This window comes from Verrucomicrobium sp. BvORR106 (assembly GCF_000739655.1).
Taxonomy (GTDB): domain Bacteria; phylum Verrucomicrobiota; class Verrucomicrobiia; order Verrucomicrobiales; family Verrucomicrobiaceae; genus Verrucomicrobium.
Window position 1 is genome coordinate 36843 of record NZ_BATR01000083.1, and the last position, 14801, is coordinate 51643.

The following is a 14801-nucleotide window of genomic DNA, read 5'->3' on the forward strand; positions in this document are numbered from 1 at the left end:
TATGAAAATGACATCCAGCTCTTCTGCCAGGTCACTGGCGGTGGTATGCGCTCTGGCGCTCACCGTGCCGGTGGTGCAATCCCGCGATCTCGGTGTGCTGCCGTGCAACCGGCTCGACCAGGTAAAAACGGTAGTTTCCATGGACCGTGACATCACGGCAGATGGCAACGGCTCCCTCAAGGTGGTGGCGGAGCAGGGCGCGTCTGTCACCCTGGTGGACCAGGACGGGTTTCATGTCGGCGAGGGGAACACCTTCTGGTGTGTGGCCAAGGTGAAGGGGGCTGGCATCAAACAGCGGGCTTATCTGGAGATGTGGTGCGAGTTCGACAAGATGGGCCGTGCCTTTTCCAAGGGGCTCGGCCAGATCCTCCAGGGCGATACCGACTGGGTGGAGGTGCGTCTTCCGATGATGATCAATCAACCGGCACTCTTGAAGCGGGCGCTGGTGAATGTGGTGATCGAAGGCCCAGGCACGGTCTGGGTGGATGAGGTGAAGTTTTTCTCGGAGAGCGGGCTTTCGACGGTGCCGCAAACGAAATGACTGGGCCAGCTGGCGCGACCATGAGATTCTCCCTGCGGCATGGCCTCTGAACCTTCCCCCAGTTCCTTTGTGGAAACGCGCTGGACGCTGGTGCGTCGCACGGGGCAGGGTGGGGAAGGTGGAGCGGCAGCTCTCTCAGAGTTGTGCGCGCTCTATTACACTCCCGTGGAGCGGTTCGTGCGCCAGTGGTGCGGGGCAGGGGCGGGGGCCGCAGAGCGTGCCCGTGATCTGACGCAGGAGTTCTTTCTGCGACTGTTGCAGCGCCAGCATCTGGGGGCTGCGGAGGCGGAAAAGGGGCGATTCCGCAGCTACCTTCTGGGAGCGGTAAAGCACTTCCTCTGTGACATGGTGGATCGCTCCCGCGCCCTGCGTCGTGGCGGCGGTACGGTTCAACTCTCGCTTGACGAGGTGGGAGACGAGCTGCCGCCGGGCGCGCTGGAGGACAGGCATAATTCCCCGCCGGACCAGGAGTTTGACCGGCAGTGGGCACTTGCGCTGCTCGCCCGGGCTTTGCAGACGCTGGAGCAGGAGATGGACGCAGAAGGGCGCTCAACCCAGTTCACCACCCTGAAGCCCTGGCTGGCGGGAAATGAGGCGGGCGGTTCTCTCGCGGACTGTGCCAGGGAACTTGGCGTGACGGAGAGTGCGATCCGCGTCTCTCTGCACCGGCTCCGCCAGCGCTACCGGGACACCGTGCGGCAGCAGGTGGCCCAGACGCTGGACACGACGGCCGGGGCCAGCGTGGAGGAGGAGTTGCAACACCTCCGGGCCGCATTGCTCTGTCAGTCCCAGAGCTAATCTTCGGCAAATGTCATTTGCAGCGTCCGCAAGGACGTGTCATATCGTTATAACCCGATATGACGATGCGAGATCTCACCCTCATCGGAAAAGCCTTTTCCGAGCCCGCCCGCGTGCGGGTCATTGCCCTGCTGCGCATGGGGGAGTTGTGTGTCTGTGAACTCTGCGATGTGCTGGACCTGCCCCAGTCCACGCTTTCCACGCACCTCCAGTACCTGCGCCAGACGGGTCTCGCGAATACCCGCCAGGAAGGGAAGTGGGTGTACTACACCCTCTCCAAATCCCTGCTCGCCGCCACCCGGGCCCTCTTCCGGCTGGATGAGCGGGAACTGGCTGCCGATACCATCCTGAAGGCAGACGCCCGCAAGCTCAAGCAACGTCTTGCCAAACGCGGCAACGACGGGAGCTGTTGTGTGGGATTCAAGGCATCTTGTTCTCCCCCCGTCCGTCGTCGCAATGCCGCTGCTGCCAAAGTCGCCTAACCCCACCTTCCTCCCTATGAACCTCCAAGAACTCAAATCCCTGCTGAAGAGCCACTCCGACAAGCTCTTTCAGATCCAGCTGCCCAATGGTACCGCCGTGCCGGTCTCCTTCCACGTGACCGAAGTGGGGCGCGTGCAAAAGACCTTCCTCGATTGCGGCGGCACCTTGCGCGAGACCATCACCTGCCAGCTCCAGGTCTGGGTGGGGGAGGACTATCATCACCGCATCGAGACGGGTAAGATGGCCGCCATTCTGGAGAAGGCCCGCCCCTATCTGCCGGATGAAACGGTCCCCGTGGAGGTGGAGTACGAGGATGAAGTGATTTCCCAGTACATCATCGAAGACCACGACGTGCGTGCCGAGGCGGTGATCCTGATTCTGGACCACAAACACACCGCCTGTCTGGCCATGGAGCGCTGTGGCCTTCCTGCCGCCGGTTCCGGGGAGCAGGAAGCTTGCTGCACGGGCACAGGTTGCTGCTGATCACCACCGGAAACGCGTTCTATGAAAAAGCTGCTCGCAGAGGCTCTCGGTACCTTCGCCCTCGTCTTTGCGGGTACGGGGGCCATCGTCATCAATGAGGTCAGTGGCGGCACCATCGGGCATGCTGGCATCGCCATCACGTTCGGCCTCATCGTGCTCGCGATGATCTACACGTTTGGCGATGTGAGCGGGGCTCATCTGAACCCGGCGGTGACGCTGGCCTTCGCGGTCGCACGCCGCTTCTCCTGGCGGGAAGTGCCGGGTTACGTGGCGGCGCAGATCACAGGGGCGCTCGCGGCCAGCAGCGTCTTGAAGGCGCTCTTTCCTGGCAATGCCACGCTGGGGGCCACGTTGCCCGCAGGTGCGGCGAGTCAGAGTTTCATCCTGGAGATCGTGCTCACCGCCATCCTCATGCTCACGATTCTTAGCGTCTCCACCGGGGCCAGGGAAAAGGGTCTCACTGCGGGTATTGCCATCGGTGCCGTGATCGCGCTGGAAGCCATGTTCGCCGGACCCATCAGCGGTGCTTCCATGAACCCCGTGCGTTCCCTCGCACCCGCTCTGCTCAGTGGTCACCTGGAGCACCTCTGGGTCTATCTCCTCGCTCCCGTGATGGGGGCTTTGCTCGCCGTGCCGCTCTGCGTGGGCGTGCGTGAAGCCGGTTGCTGTGGCGGTGCCTGCTCCGGTGCCCGGCAGCCCTGATCCGTTTTTCATCACTCATCAGTCCTTCTTCCATCCATGTCTCAATCTCCCCTCATCCTCGTTCTTTGCACCGGCAACAGTTGTCGCTCCCACCTTGCCGAAGGCATCCTGCGCCAGGCGCTCGGCGAAGGCTATCAAGTGGCCAGCGCAGGCTCCAAGCCCGCAGGCTATGTCCATCCTCTCGCCATCAAGGCCATGGCCGAGATCGGCCTCGACATCTCCGCTCATCACTCCAAGCACCTGGATGATTTCCTGAACCAGCCAGTGGAAACGGTCATCACTGTCTGCGGCAAGGCCGATCAGGTCTGCCCCATGTTCCCCGGACAGATGAACCGGCACCACTTCCCCTTTGATGACCCCGCCCACGCCACCGGCACCGAGGAGGAGCAACTGGCCGTGTTTCGTCGCGTGCGGGATGAGATCCGCGCCGTGTTCGAGGCCTATGCGGCCGGGCGCAGGGATGCCCGCTCTGCGGGAGACGGAACCGCCTTCGGCGGAGACACCAGACTTTAAGACACAAGACGCAAGACGCAGACCTGAGCTGGCGCCTCACAGGGCACGCCCAGCGAGGCTGATCAGTAAAAGGAGCGAGGGACATTCCTGTCCCGGTTCGAGCCGCGCGTCCCATGATGCTGCCATCTCTTTGGTCTCCCCTTAAGCGTCCGCTCAGGTCTGGCGTTTTGGGTGGCCGCCAAGGAAAAAACTAGCGGCACTCGCCCCAGTTCGAAGTTGATCCCAGAATGGGATCTCTAACACAGCCCAACGTTGGACGAGCCCTAAGCGAGTCAACGTTGGGTACCTCCGCAGAGGATTGATCAGGTGGGAAGGCCGACAGCATCTTCTTCCTACCCACCACCTTCAACACCTCCATGTCAGACCCTCGTGCCCTGGCGCCCCCTCGTGTGAGAAACCCTTCATCTCCTCCCTCCCATCGCTTCCGCCGCACCTCCCCCTTGCATTGTCCCCACCGTCCCTTTAGAATAGACTAACATGGCGCGCCGCGTTCGAGCACTGATCTTGCTGCTGCTCTCTACCATGCTCTTTGCATTGCAGGGGCAGACGGTGGTGCAGTGCCTGTGCTCTGGTGCCATCTCGCTGGGTGAGGCCCCGGAGGCCTGCTGCGGCGAGTGCCCGGATGAACCGGCCGGATTGCAGATGACGGCTTCCTCCTCGGAATCGCCTCAGGATGTGGCTTCTGCCATCCTGTTTTCCGCCGACGATTGTTGGCGCATGGCCTCTGCCGAAAGCGACCAGCCCTTCCCGGCCTCTTCGCATGTGGATGCCCCGCTGCCTACGGTGGCGTTGCTCACAGAGGACCCTTTCATCATCGATCGCACGATGTTGCGTGACGAGCCCACCCCGGCATGGACCCGGGACAGCTCGCATCACCCTGAACCAACAGGGCCGCCCTGCACCATCCTCTATGGTGCGCTTTTGATTTGAGAAGAGACCAGCCTTCCCTGTGAAGCTGGTGCGCTGCGCTGCGGAGACTGCAGCCTGCGCATGACTGTGGTTGTTCGCGTTGCACGCATCCTGCGTGATTCGCCCCATTTCATCTCTCTCATTCCGTGTCTTTATCCCAACTTTATCAGTCGTCGGGGGCCACTGCCTCTGTCGATCTCACTGCGGCTGACCCTGTCGCATCTTTCGCACCCGAGTCTCGCAGTCTCTGGCGGCGTCTGCTCCGACTTCCAGCGTGGCTTCTACCCTTTACCTTGATCGCCGCGTTTGGCGCAGTCTTCGCTGTGGTCTATCGCGATCAGTTGCTGCCGGCACCGGTCGTTCAAGTGAGCCGCGCTGTATTGCTGGCAGATCTGGATGCCGCGCCAACTGCTGCGAGCGCCCATGCATCGGACCATTCCAGTGCTGCTCCGATTCCTGCGGCGATTCCACCACCTCCCGCCGCCAGTGCGGGTAAGATGCTCTTCCAAGCCGGTGGCTGGGTGGAGCCGGATCCGCTGCCGATACACGCGGTCGCCCTGACGGATGGTGTCATCGAGAAGGTGAATGTGCTGGAGGGCCAGGAGGTGAAAAAGGGCCAAGTCATCGCCGAGCTCATTGCAGAAGACATCCGGCTCGCCCTCAAGGCCGCCGAACGCACGCTCGCGGAAGCAGAGGCGGCCGTTACCCTACAGACCGTGCAGGTGGAGGTGGCAGATGCCGAAGCCCGCGCCATGCAGGATCAGGTGACTGTGGCGGAGGCCCGCCTGGCAGAGGAGAAAGACAACCTCGCAAGACTGGAGCGCATCCCCACGGGTTCGGTTTCAGAACAAGACAGGGCTCGTGCGCGCTTTGTGGTGCAGGGGCAGGTGGCCGAAGTCGCTGCCCGGCAATCCCAGCATCGCGCCTCCGTGGCCAAGGTGCAGGCCGCGCGAGCCCAGATCCAAGTACTTGCTGCCGCGGTGGCCTCTGCCCGCGTGATGGTGGAGAAGCAGCAACTCGCGCTCACCCGCACCCAAATCGTCTCCCCGGTGGATGGCGTCATCCTGGCTCTGAAGGCCGCGCCCGGGCAGAAGAAGGTGATGAACATGGATGAGCACGACTCCTCCGTGGTCGCCACGCTGTTTGAGAAAGGGCACCTGCAAGTGCGGGTGGACGTGCCTCTGTCTGAGGCCCGTGGGCTCACCGTGGGCCAGCCTGCCATCATCACGTCCGATTTCCTGCCCCAGGTGGAATTTAACGGGGTGGTCACCCGCATCGTCGGTGCTGCGGATCTGCAGCGCAACACCCTCCAGGCCAAGGTTCAGGTGCAGAGCCCCGACGCACGCCTCCGGCCCGAGATGCTGTGCCGAGTAAAGTTCCTCGAACCCGCTTCCGGTGCTGCCATCAACGCCGAGGCCTCCTCAAAATCCGGCAGCGTGCCTGCCCAGGCGACACCTGAAGCCGATCGGGGAGACCGGGTGGTCATGGTGCCGGAGTCGGCGGTGATCTCCGCTGCTGGTGAAAAAGGTGAAGACTCTCTCTGGCTGGTGGCCCCGGATGGCCACACCGCCATCCACCGGAAGGTGCAACTGGGCACCCCTCGCATCCAGGACCATGTCGCGATCGCCTCCGGAGTGTTGGCGGGGGACCTGGTCATTCTGCCGCCGCATGTCGGTCTTGCCGATGGACGGCGCGTGCGTCCTGAAAAAGTAACTCCGTGAACCTCAAGCCCCCTTTCCCCATGTCCTCATACGAATCCTTCATCCGCTGCCGTGGCGTCACCAAGACCTACCACAAGGGCAACACCCCAGTCACTCCGCTGAGCGCGCTGGATCTGGATGTGCCCCGCGGCACCTTCCTGGCGCTGATGGGCCCTTCGGGCAGCGGCAAGACCACGCTGCTCAACCTCATCGCTGGCATCGACAGTCCCACCTCCGGATCGCTGCATGTGGGCGGGGTGGATATTGCGAAGTTGAAGCGCGGCCAGCTTACGAAATGGCGTGCCTCCCACGTGGGCTACATTTTCCAGCTCTATCATCTGGTGCCTATTCTCTCGGCGTTTGAGAATGTGGAGCTGCCTCTGCTGCTGGCACCGCTGTCGAGGAAAGAACGCCACCGCCAGGTGCAGGTCGCGCTGGAGCTCGTCGGCCTGGGGGATCGGTCAGACCACCGGCCCTCTGAGTTGTCCGGTGGCCAGGAGCAGCGCGTCGCCATTGCCCGCGCCATCGTGGCCAATCCCGCATTGCTGGTCGCGGATGAGCCCACGGGAGATCTGGATCGCGAGTCTGCCACGCAGATCCTCAACCTGTTGCGAGAATTGGTGAGGGAACATGGCAAGACCATCGTCATGGTCACGCATGACCCTCGTGCTGCTGCCGCGGCCGACACGGTGCTGCACCTTGAAAAAGGTCGTCTTGTAGAAGCGGCCGACCTGAACATGCAAGCGGCCTGAAAATTGACCTCTCATGATCGCGAAAAGCTTCAACATCGTGCTCCTGGCGGTCAAGCAACTGACGCGCCACCGCATCCGCTCCCTGCTCACCATCCTGGGCGTGGCCGCAGGCATGTTCCTGTTTGCCACGGTGGAGACCATGCAGGGCAGCCTCCGGCGCGCCACGCAGACCACGGCGGATGACACTACGCTCGTGGTGTACCGGGACAACCGCTTCTGCCCCGCCACCAGCCGGCTCCCGGAGCATTATGAATCGACCATCCGGAAGATCGAAGGCGTGCGCGAAGTCATCCCCATCCAGATCGTCGTGAACAACTGCGGGGCCAGTCTGGACATCATCGCCTTCCGCGGTGTGCCGCCCGACAGCCTCACGAAGTACGCCCCGCAGATCCAGGTGCTGGACGGCACGGTGGAGTCGTGGAAACAACGCAGCGATGCCGCCCTGCTGGGCCGGCACTTCGCCGCCCGGCGTGGTTTGAAGGTGGGGGATCGCTTCGATGCCGCCGGTGTGGTGGTGCACGTGGCGGGCATCATCGACAGTCCGGAGCCGCAGGACAACAACGTTGCCTACGTCCACCTGCCCTTCCTCCAGCAGGCCTCCCGCGCCGGTCTGGGCGTGGTCACGCAGTTCAATGTGCGCGTGACTTCTGCGGAGCGGCTTGATCCGGTGGCCAAGGAGATCGACGAATACTTCCGTAGTGAGCAGGCTCCCACCCGCACCCGGCCCGAGAAGGCCTTCTTTGCCGATACAGCCCAGGAGTTGGTGGAGCTGGTAGGTTTCACCCGCTGGCTGGGGCTCGGGGCCGTCGCCGCTGTACTGGGCCTCGTAGCCAATGCCGTACTCCTCGTGGTGCGGGCTCGCGTGAAGGAGAATGCCGTGCTGCAGACCCTCGGCTTTGGTCAGCGGGCTATTGCCCTGCTGGTGGCGGTGGAAGGCGTGCTGCTGGGACTGGCTGGCGGCGTTTTGGGTGTCCTCTCAGCCCTGGCCTTCCTGCGCTGGCAGAGCATCACCATCGGCAATGAAGGCGTCACCCTCGCCATCATGCCGGATCTTGATGTCGTCCTGCGTGGGCTCCTCACCGCCCTTGCCCTCGGCCTCTTGGCCAGTCTCTACCCGGCGTGGCAGGCCGCCCGTCGCCCCATTGTTTCCTCACTTCGTGCTGTTTGATTGATTCGCCATGTTGCCCCTTTCCTACGCTGTTAGAAATCTCTTCCGGGTGCCAGCCCGGCTCCTCCAGATTGTCCTGGGGGGCGGGTTGGTGATCCTGCTGCTCATGCTGGCCGCTGCCTTGTCCGAGGGCATGGACGGCGTGCTGCGATCCTCTGGTTCGGAGAAAAACATCATCGTCCTCGGCACCGGCAGCGAGGAGAGTGTGGAGCGGAGCGAGATCAAGGCCTCCGTCCCCTCCGAGCTGGAGGCCGCCGTGAGCGGACTGGAAGAAGTGCTGGGACGGGTGGCGGTCTCGCCAGAGATCCACTACAATGGCCTGCTCACCTTGGGCGACGGCCCGGGGGATTCACGACAGGCGCTGTTTCGTGGCGTGACGCCCGCCGCCCTACTGGTGCATCCGGAAGTCCGTCTGGTGGAAGGCACCTTTCCGCGGGCCGGGGAGATCATGGTGGGCCGTTTGGCCGCGCATCGGCTCGGGGTGGGGGAGGCGGCTCTCAAGCCCGGCACCCAGGTGAAGGTCGGTAGCACCACTCTGCGCATCTCCGGCATCTTTCAGGCCCCCGGCACGGTGATGGAGGCTGAGCTCTGGGCGGATCTGAATGACCTCCGGGCCATCGGCCAGCGTGACACCATCTCCTGCGTGGTGGTGCGGCTGGACTCCGCCACCTTCGATGATGTGGAGGTGTTCACCCTCCAACGGTTGGACCTCGAGCTCGCCGCCATCCGGGAGAGCGACTACTATGCAAAACTCGCCGCCTTCTACACCCCGCTGCGCATCATGACTTGGGTCACCGCCGGCCTCGTCGTGGCCGGGGCGGTCTTTGGCGGCATGAACACCCTCTACGCCGCCTTTGCCTCCCGTGTGAGGGAGATGGCCACCCTGCAGGCCGTGGGCTATTCCCGGAAGGCGCTCGCCTTCAGCCTGCTGCAGGAGTCCCTTCTCGCCTCCCTGCTGGGTTCGCTGTTCGCCGCCGTCATCGCCCTGGCCTTTGCGGATGGTCTTTCCGTACCCTTCTCCATCGGGACCTTCCTCCTGCGCATCACCCCGGGCATCCTTGGACTCGGCGTGCTAGGTGGTCTCACGCTTGCCATCATCGGCACGCTGCCCCCGGCCTGGACGTGTTTGCGCCCGGAGCTGCCTGCCGCGCTTCGGTCGGCTTGATGCGAAAATTCAAATGCCAAACTTCAAACTTCAAATCTCAATACGAACTCATCACTCACCAGACCCAACTCTTAACCCATAACCCCTAACTCATAACTGTATTGATCATGAAAAAGACATCGTTCCTCTCCTTGTTCGTCCTCACCGCGCTTTCCTTCACGCTGCCTCAGGCCATGGCTGCCGATTTGCCTGAAGGGATCCTCGTCACCACCGCTCCGTCCGGAGCCGTCGCGGTCGCTGCTGCCCGCAAAGAGACCGCCAAGGCCGGGACCGAGATCGTGCTGCGTGGTCGCATCGGCGGTCGCATGACGTCGCTGATCGACAAAGCCGCCATCGCCGTGCTGGCAGATGAGAAAGCCATCACCGCCTGCAATGCCATGCCCGGCGATACCTGTGCAACTCCGTGGGACTACTGCTGCGAAACTCCAGAGAAACTCAAAGCCAGCATTGCCACCATTCAGGTCCGCGGTGCGGACGGAAAGATTGTCAAAGCACCTCTCCGCGGGTTGGGCGGACTCAAGGAGTTGAGCACCGTCGTGGTGAAAGGGACTGTGGATGCCGCATCGGGTAAAGATGCACTGATTGTGAACGTCACGCAGATCCAGGTGGAGAAGAAGTAAACGCAGGGCGTGTGGCGCGATGAATCGCTCACACGAAGGCACAAAGGCACGAAGGGTTTGATAGCCCGGGTTGCTCCGCTTTTGTGTGGGTTGTTCGTGGCATCGGTGGTTAGAGGTGAAAGCAGTTTCGGCTTCACCGCTTAAAAGCGGAACTCCAACGCTCTTCGTTTACCTGATACGGCTGTAGGTTCGCAGACAGGGTTGGAGTACCGCCTTTAGGCGGAATCAGGATTACTCGATCTACCCAGCGATCCGGTTTTCGTCTTGAGTCGGGTAGGGCATGCCTGTTACAGTTTTGCGGTCTTGTCTCAGACATCGAATCAGACGGCATGAAGCTCCGAAATCCATTTCCCCCTGATCTCAGGCGACTCCTGCTCTGGCCTCTGATGGCGCTCTTCGTGATTGGCCTAGTCTCCAGTCTCGCCATTCCGCTCTACAACAAGCTAAACCCGTCGGCGGATGGGAAGTCTTTACCGAGTCGGTCTCGCTGATCGCCACCTTGTCGTGGTGTATGGCATCCTGATTGGATCAATCGGTGATGATCCTCACGGGAAGTTTGCCAGCTACGACTTTACCAAAAGGTCGTAGCAATTGGCATATGACCCCTTCACGGAAGTTCCTCCTCAAGCGATCATGGTTCTCGCTTGAAATTGTCGAAATGGAGGACCCTTTGGTGAAGCTTTCCATGCGCAGCCGGTTGCTGAACACATGTCCGTTGTGAGACGGGCCTGACGGTGCTGCAGCGGTGGAATGGGGTTGATGTTGCCTTCTGTTGCCAGCGAGGCAACCATAACGTTGACACCTGAAAGAATGTCGGCCCGCCGCACGAGGCGTCTCGGCTCTTTGCCTTCAAGACGGACCGGCTCTATGGCGTGGCCGCGCACGGCACTCGATGAAAGTGATTGCGCCACGCAATGGCGGTGAGTAGGCTTTGCGCCTAGCCTGGAGTGCCGATGGTTGCCTCGCTAAAAAGCGCCGTTCAAGCCTGAAAACAACATTCAGAGATGCTGCTATGAGATTCGCCGCCCTCCTCCTGGCTTTTGTCCTTCCGTGCCGTGCCTTTGCCACGGCGCAAATGCCTGAAATACTGGTTCTGGATGGCAAAAAGGAAGAGATGATTACTACTCCGTTGGAGGTGTATTTTAAATGCGGACATGAAAGACCGGTAGTGATGAGGCTCGGAATTTCGAGTTCCGGTTTGTGGCGTGAATACATCGGGACATGGGAAGTAAAAGGCGACGAATTGTATCTCACCGGCTTGCACAAACCGGACTACGACTCCGACGATTGGACAAAAGCAGGGGAAGTTTTTCCGCTGACGACGGTGTTTCCGGATGCCAAGGGCTCTGTGAAAGCCCGTTGGTATTCAGGTGTGTTGCGGGTTCGCCGAGGGGAAATGCTGCGCTACGTCCACATGGGCTTTGCTTCCGTCTACAGCAAGACGTTGTACCTGACCGTGAAAGAGGGCCGCATCATTGCCCGAAAAGAGATAGACAACAAAGAGTACGGCGCAACCAGGTCCGAAACCGACATGGGTTGGGTTGCCTTGGGGGAAAAACCAGCTCCTGACAATGGCGACTGGGTCGATGCTCGAACCCTTTCGGAAAAGCCTCCCCAAGCCGGATTGAAGACAAGAGGCGTTTTCATAGCCGGTACATCGGACGAAGCATCAGTCCTCTGGATTCCAGAGACCCCTACAACAGAGGATGCCAGCATTTCCCTCGTTGAAGTTCCAAAGTCCCCTGCGGTACCAAGTGGGTCCCACGTCGAAATTACCGGGGCGCTTGAAAAGGCCGATGGAGGGCGTCGAATCAAAGTCGAGTCGATGCGGGAACTCAAACACGGCGAGACAATGCATCACGGCAGCTTCGAAGCTCCCCGAAAGACAAGTGACGGGCAACAACCCGACCAACGCTGAGTGAGGTGACCAGTTCTGTCGAAATCTCATGCTCACTTGTGGCTTCACCGGTACTCGTTGACATCGATTGGTTGAAATGAAACTCGCGATTCTAGTCTTGCTGTCCCTCCTCACCAACATGCCCATTTTTGCCAATGAAACCAAGGAACAGGTTTTTTGGAGGTGGTTTGCGGCAAACGAAGACCGCCTCTTTCAATTTGAGAAGGACCAGGAATCGACTTTTGATCATCTCAACAACGCCATGGCGAAGGTCCACGAAGATTTGACCTTTGAGTTTGGGCCTGTACGAACGGACGGAACACGGGAGTTTGTCATCAGCGCCGGTGGACTCAAAGCCGTCTTCCCGAGCGTCGAATCGCTACACCGCGCTGCGCCAGAACTGAAGCGATGGAAATTCATCAAATACCGGCAGCGGAGGACTCCGATCAACGACATCGAGTACGGCGGGGTGGAGGTTAAGGCGAAGGAGGTTCACTATGCCGTTTTCAAGGACGAGGCTCCGGAAAAAATCGGCATCATGCTCTTCTTGGATGGCTACGCGAAAGGGGAGAAAGAAGGAGTGCTTGGGCAGATTGGCTATCTCTTCCTTGATGAAGCTTTGGGTGAGTTTGACGTCGAAACCAAGGTTGGGACAATCGTCTTCTTTGGCCGCGACTCCAAATATTTCGAGCGTCGGCGTCCACTGTCGCAGCTGCAGGCCGACTTTGACGAATGGAAGAAGGGACAAAAGGGTAACCCATGAGGGGGAGAATGCTGAATACGCCATGCTCGACTAAGACCATCTGGTAAGCCTGCCCGAATTCAGGCCCCTGGACCAAGTGGTTCCGGGCTGCGAGGTCCCGCTCTTCATCCTTGTCGCAAGCCACTCATGAACCCGCAACTTCCCGTTCACACCACCCTTGCAGACCGGGTCACCATCGCCCCTGTCTCGCCGAACGACTTCGAAGAGTTGGCAACTCTCCGCATCGCGGCCATGCGCGAGAGCCTTGAGCGTGTGGGACGATTCGACCCTGAACGGGCCAGGGAGCGTTTGCGCAAGTCGTTCAGTCCTGAGCACAGCCAGATCATCGTCCTCGATGGTGCACGGATCGGGTTCTGCACCTTTCGCCCTTCTGACGACGCTTATCACCTGGATCACTTCTATGTCCACCCAGACGCCCAATCCCAGGGCGTGGGATCATTTGTCCTCCGTATGCTCCTCAAGCAGTCTGACCCCCTCCGATTGCCGGTGCTCTTGGGGGCGCTGCGAGACAGCGCTTCCAACCGCTTCTACCCGCGGCATGGCTTTGTACAGACCGGAGAGGATGAGTGGGACATCTACTATTCCCGCTCCCCAAGTATTCCGATCTTGCCCGCGGATGTTGTGCAGCAGCAACTCGATGCCTACAACGCTCATGACCTTGAGGCGCTGGTGGCGACCTATGCTGAGGATGCCCGCTTGTTCGAACATCCGAACACCTTGCTGGCTTCTGGAAAGGCAGAGATCCGGGAACGATTCCGGCAGCGTTTAGCGGAACCCAATCTGCACGCCAAACTGTTGCATCGCATTGTCATGGGCGCTTTCGTGATTGATCACGAGCTTGTCGCTCGAACTTTTCCAGAAGGGGATGGTACTGTACAACTCGTTGCCACCTATGAGGTGCGCGACGGCTGGATCCTCAATGCGAGGTTTCTGTCGGGTGAGAAGCAGTTGGATGCTTGAGGTTGTGGAACGGCCCCGAGAGACTATACTCCCGCCCCATGAAGCTCGTCCCCAAGCTGACCCACCCATGTGACCAAGATTGGTCGGCCATGACCGGTGACGACAAATGCCGGTTCTGCAGTCAGTGTCAGCTTCATGTGCACAACCTCTCGGCCATGACTCCGGACGAGCAAGGGGCGGTGATGGATCTACCCGGTCGCAAGTGTGTGGCCATGGTGCAGAATGCCAAGGCCATCGAAGTGCGCAGCAGCACCTGGTTGCTGATTCATCGCATGACTCGCCCGCTGCGGGCAGCTGCAGCGATGGTCGCGATTGTGCTTCCCCTCGGGATATCCTCCTGTGCGAGCCCCCGAGCCAGTTCCCAAGCCAGTCCACCTGCGGAGTCGTGCGCAACCACTAATGTCCAGCCTCTAAAGATTGACGGGAAGGTGATTGCTGGCGGTATCATGCCGCCGCCGACGTGGTGGCAGCGGTTGAAAGGAGTGTTCCGGAAATGAGGGAGTGTCGTCCTTCAAACTCGCCATGAGAAAAATTCGGATAACACGGCTGCTTTTCCTGGTTCCGTTCGCGCTCGTGCTCGGAGCGGGCATCCTGATTCGGAATGCAGTCGCCCATGAGCGGGTGAAGTTTGAGCGTGAGTCGGCAAATTTGCTTCAGCATCCTGATCGGTGGGTTGGTAGAAGTGTGGGTGTGGATACTTTGGATTCCTGGGGAGTCACTTCACGATACATCGCATTGCGGGCAGACAAGCTTGTCTCCGAGTTTTCAAAAGCTCTTCGAGTTTCCGCTCAGACCTACTTTTCGCCTGTAGGCGACATGCCTGCTCAGGAAACGATCTGGCAGTTTCCTGAATACTTTGTGCGTGTCTATGCCACGTCAGCATTGGACCGTGATGGGCTTGATGTGGGGGTGCATGCAGGAACGTATAAGGATTTTAGAGGCGATCGACTCACGGAGAAATGTGATCCGTTGATGCGATTTGTAGCCATTGACTATGCTTCACCCCGCAGGTTCCTGGACGCGGGACGGTGGCCTCTCATGTTGAGATGTGTCATCTCACGATCTGCAACGGTTTGTAGAACTCCATTCGGAGTTCCAGATATCCTCGGATGAATACCAAGGGTGGAGTTGTATCACGCCGTTGGCGTGGGGGGCAGGGCGTGCATGTTGGGGGGCGGCATCGTAGCTCGTACGCTGCGTGTCCGATCTACGCGAAACGAGCTTCACCGCTTAAAAGCGGAACTCCAACCCTCTTGGCTCCCATCAGCAGAATGACAGGTGCTCAAGCAGGGTTGGAGTTCCGCCTTTAGGCCAATGCCATCAGGGAAAAGGTAACCCGGCCGATGA

16 protein-coding genes are annotated in these 14801 nt (G+C 60.4%); all 16 read left to right on the forward strand.

The features are described 5' to 3' along the window. Window position 1: 1 nt before the first annotated feature. Window positions 2-541: a hypothetical protein gene (locus tag BV106_RS12715; protein ID WP_038165171.1), complete on the forward strand. Its 540-nt coding sequence runs from the start codon at window positions 2-4 to the stop codon at window positions 539-541. A 39-nt stretch (window positions 542-580) separates the two neighbouring features. Further along, window positions 581-1339 (forward strand): ECF-type sigma factor, encoded by a 759-nt coding sequence (locus BV106_RS12720; RefSeq protein WP_038165173.1) that lies wholly within the window; start codon window positions 581-583, stop codon window positions 1337-1339. A 65-nt stretch (window positions 1340-1404) separates the two neighbouring features. Further along, complete coding sequence (locus BV106_RS35495; RefSeq protein WP_051945721.1) at window positions 1405-1821, forward strand: metalloregulator ArsR/SmtB family transcription factor; 417 nt, start codon at window positions 1405-1407, stop codon at window positions 1819-1821. Window positions 1822-1837: 16 nt separating this feature from the next. After that, a complete protein-coding gene (locus BV106_RS12730; RefSeq protein ID WP_038165175.1) occupies window positions 1838-2305 on the forward strand; it encodes a DUF6428 family protein in 468 nt (155 codons plus the stop codon). Between the two features lie 21 nt (window positions 2306-2326). Further along, window positions 2327-3007, forward strand: a complete 681-nt coding sequence (locus BV106_RS12735; protein ID WP_038165177.1) for an aquaporin — start codon at window positions 2327-2329, stop codon at window positions 3005-3007. Between the two features lie 36 nt (window positions 3008-3043). Next, window positions 3044-3520, forward strand: a complete 477-nt coding sequence (locus BV106_RS12740) for an arsenate reductase ArsC (protein WP_051945724.1) — start codon at window positions 3044-3046, stop codon at window positions 3518-3520. A 477-nt stretch (window positions 3521-3997) separates the two neighbouring features. Continuing rightward, window positions 3998-4450 carry a hypothetical protein gene (locus BV106_RS12745; protein ID WP_038165178.1) on the forward strand — a complete coding sequence of 151 codons (453 nt, stop codon included), beginning with the start codon at window positions 3998-4000 and terminating at the stop codon, window positions 4448-4450. Window positions 4451-4575: 125 nt separating this feature from the next. Further along, complete coding sequence (locus BV106_RS12750) at window positions 4576-6150, forward strand: efflux RND transporter periplasmic adaptor subunit (protein WP_265595630.1); 1575 nt, start codon at window positions 4576-4578, stop codon at window positions 6148-6150. A 20-nt stretch (window positions 6151-6170) separates the two neighbouring features. After that, complete coding sequence (locus BV106_RS12755; RefSeq protein WP_038165182.1) at window positions 6171-6881, forward strand: ABC transporter ATP-binding protein; 711 nt, start codon at window positions 6171-6173, stop codon at window positions 6879-6881. Between the two features lie 13 nt (window positions 6882-6894). Further along, window positions 6895-8049, forward strand: coding sequence for an ABC transporter permease (locus BV106_RS12760; RefSeq protein ID WP_038165183.1), 1155 nt, complete (start codon window positions 6895-6897; stop codon window positions 8047-8049). Window positions 8050-8059: 10 nt separating this feature from the next. Next, entirely contained in the window at window positions 8060-9214 is a 1155-nt protein-coding gene (locus BV106_RS12765) for an ABC transporter permease (RefSeq protein ID WP_038165184.1), read from the forward strand. Between the two features lie 107 nt (window positions 9215-9321). Beyond that, a complete protein-coding gene (locus BV106_RS12770) occupies window positions 9322-9834 on the forward strand; it encodes a hypothetical protein (RefSeq protein WP_051945726.1) in 513 nt (170 codons plus the stop codon). A gap of 1012 nt (window positions 9835-10846) precedes the next feature. Continuing rightward, window positions 10847-11752: a hypothetical protein gene (locus BV106_RS12775; protein WP_038165186.1), complete on the forward strand. Its 906-nt coding sequence runs from the start codon at window positions 10847-10849 to the stop codon at window positions 11750-11752. 76 nt (window positions 11753-11828) lie between these two features. Next, window positions 11829-12494 carry a hypothetical protein gene (locus BV106_RS12780; RefSeq protein ID WP_051945728.1) on the forward strand — a complete coding sequence of 222 codons (666 nt, stop codon included), beginning with the start codon at window positions 11829-11831 and terminating at the stop codon, window positions 12492-12494. Between the two features lie 126 nt (window positions 12495-12620). Further along, entirely contained in the window at window positions 12621-13454 is an 834-nt protein-coding gene (locus BV106_RS38450) for a GNAT family N-acetyltransferase (protein ID WP_063767930.1), read from the forward strand. A gap of 38 nt (window positions 13455-13492) precedes the next feature. After that, entirely contained in the window at window positions 13493-13951 is a 459-nt protein-coding gene (locus tag BV106_RS12790) for a hypothetical protein (protein ID WP_038165188.1), read from the forward strand. Window positions 13952-14801 lie beyond the last annotated feature (850 nt).

What these genes read in the sequence shown, in the direction of transcription:
- BV106_RS12715 (WP_038165171.1), top strand. Translation starts at nt 2, where the DNA reads ATGAAAATGACATCCAGCTCTTCTGCCAGGTCACTGGCGGTGGTATGC.
- BV106_RS12720 (WP_038165173.1), top strand. Translation starts at nt 581, where the DNA reads ATGGCCTCTGAACCTTCCCCCAGTTCCTTTGTGGAAACGCGCTGGACG.
- BV106_RS35495 (WP_051945721.1), top strand. Translation starts at nt 1,405, where the DNA reads ATGCGAGATCTCACCCTCATCGGAAAAGCCTTTTCCGAGCCCGCCCGC.
- BV106_RS12730 (WP_038165175.1), top strand. Translation starts at nt 1,838, where the DNA reads ATGAACCTCCAAGAACTCAAATCCCTGCTGAAGAGCCACTCCGACAAG.
- BV106_RS12735 (WP_038165177.1), top strand. Translation starts at nt 2,327, where the DNA reads ATGAAAAAGCTGCTCGCAGAGGCTCTCGGTACCTTCGCCCTCGTCTTT.
- BV106_RS12740 (WP_051945724.1), top strand. Translation starts at nt 3,044, where the DNA reads ATGTCTCAATCTCCCCTCATCCTCGTTCTTTGCACCGGCAACAGTTGT.
- BV106_RS12745 (WP_038165178.1), top strand. Translation starts at nt 3,998, where the DNA reads ATGGCGCGCCGCGTTCGAGCACTGATCTTGCTGCTGCTCTCTACCATG.
- BV106_RS12755 (WP_038165182.1), top strand. Translation starts at nt 6,171, where the DNA reads ATGTCCTCATACGAATCCTTCATCCGCTGCCGTGGCGTCACCAAGACC.
- BV106_RS12760 (WP_038165183.1), top strand. Translation starts at nt 6,895, where the DNA reads ATGATCGCGAAAAGCTTCAACATCGTGCTCCTGGCGGTCAAGCAACTG.
- BV106_RS12765 (WP_038165184.1), top strand. Translation starts at nt 8,060, where the DNA reads ATGTTGCCCCTTTCCTACGCTGTTAGAAATCTCTTCCGGGTGCCAGCC.
- BV106_RS12770 (WP_051945726.1), top strand. Translation starts at nt 9,322, where the DNA reads ATGAAAAAGACATCGTTCCTCTCCTTGTTCGTCCTCACCGCGCTTTCC.
- BV106_RS12775 (WP_038165186.1), top strand. Translation starts at nt 10,847, where the DNA reads ATGAGATTCGCCGCCCTCCTCCTGGCTTTTGTCCTTCCGTGCCGTGCC.
- BV106_RS12780 (WP_051945728.1), top strand. Translation starts at nt 11,829, where the DNA reads ATGAAACTCGCGATTCTAGTCTTGCTGTCCCTCCTCACCAACATGCCC.
- BV106_RS38450 (WP_063767930.1), top strand. Translation starts at nt 12,621, where the DNA reads ATGAACCCGCAACTTCCCGTTCACACCACCCTTGCAGACCGGGTCACC.
- BV106_RS12790 (WP_038165188.1), top strand. Translation starts at nt 13,493, where the DNA reads ATGAAGCTCGTCCCCAAGCTGACCCACCCATGTGACCAAGATTGGTCG.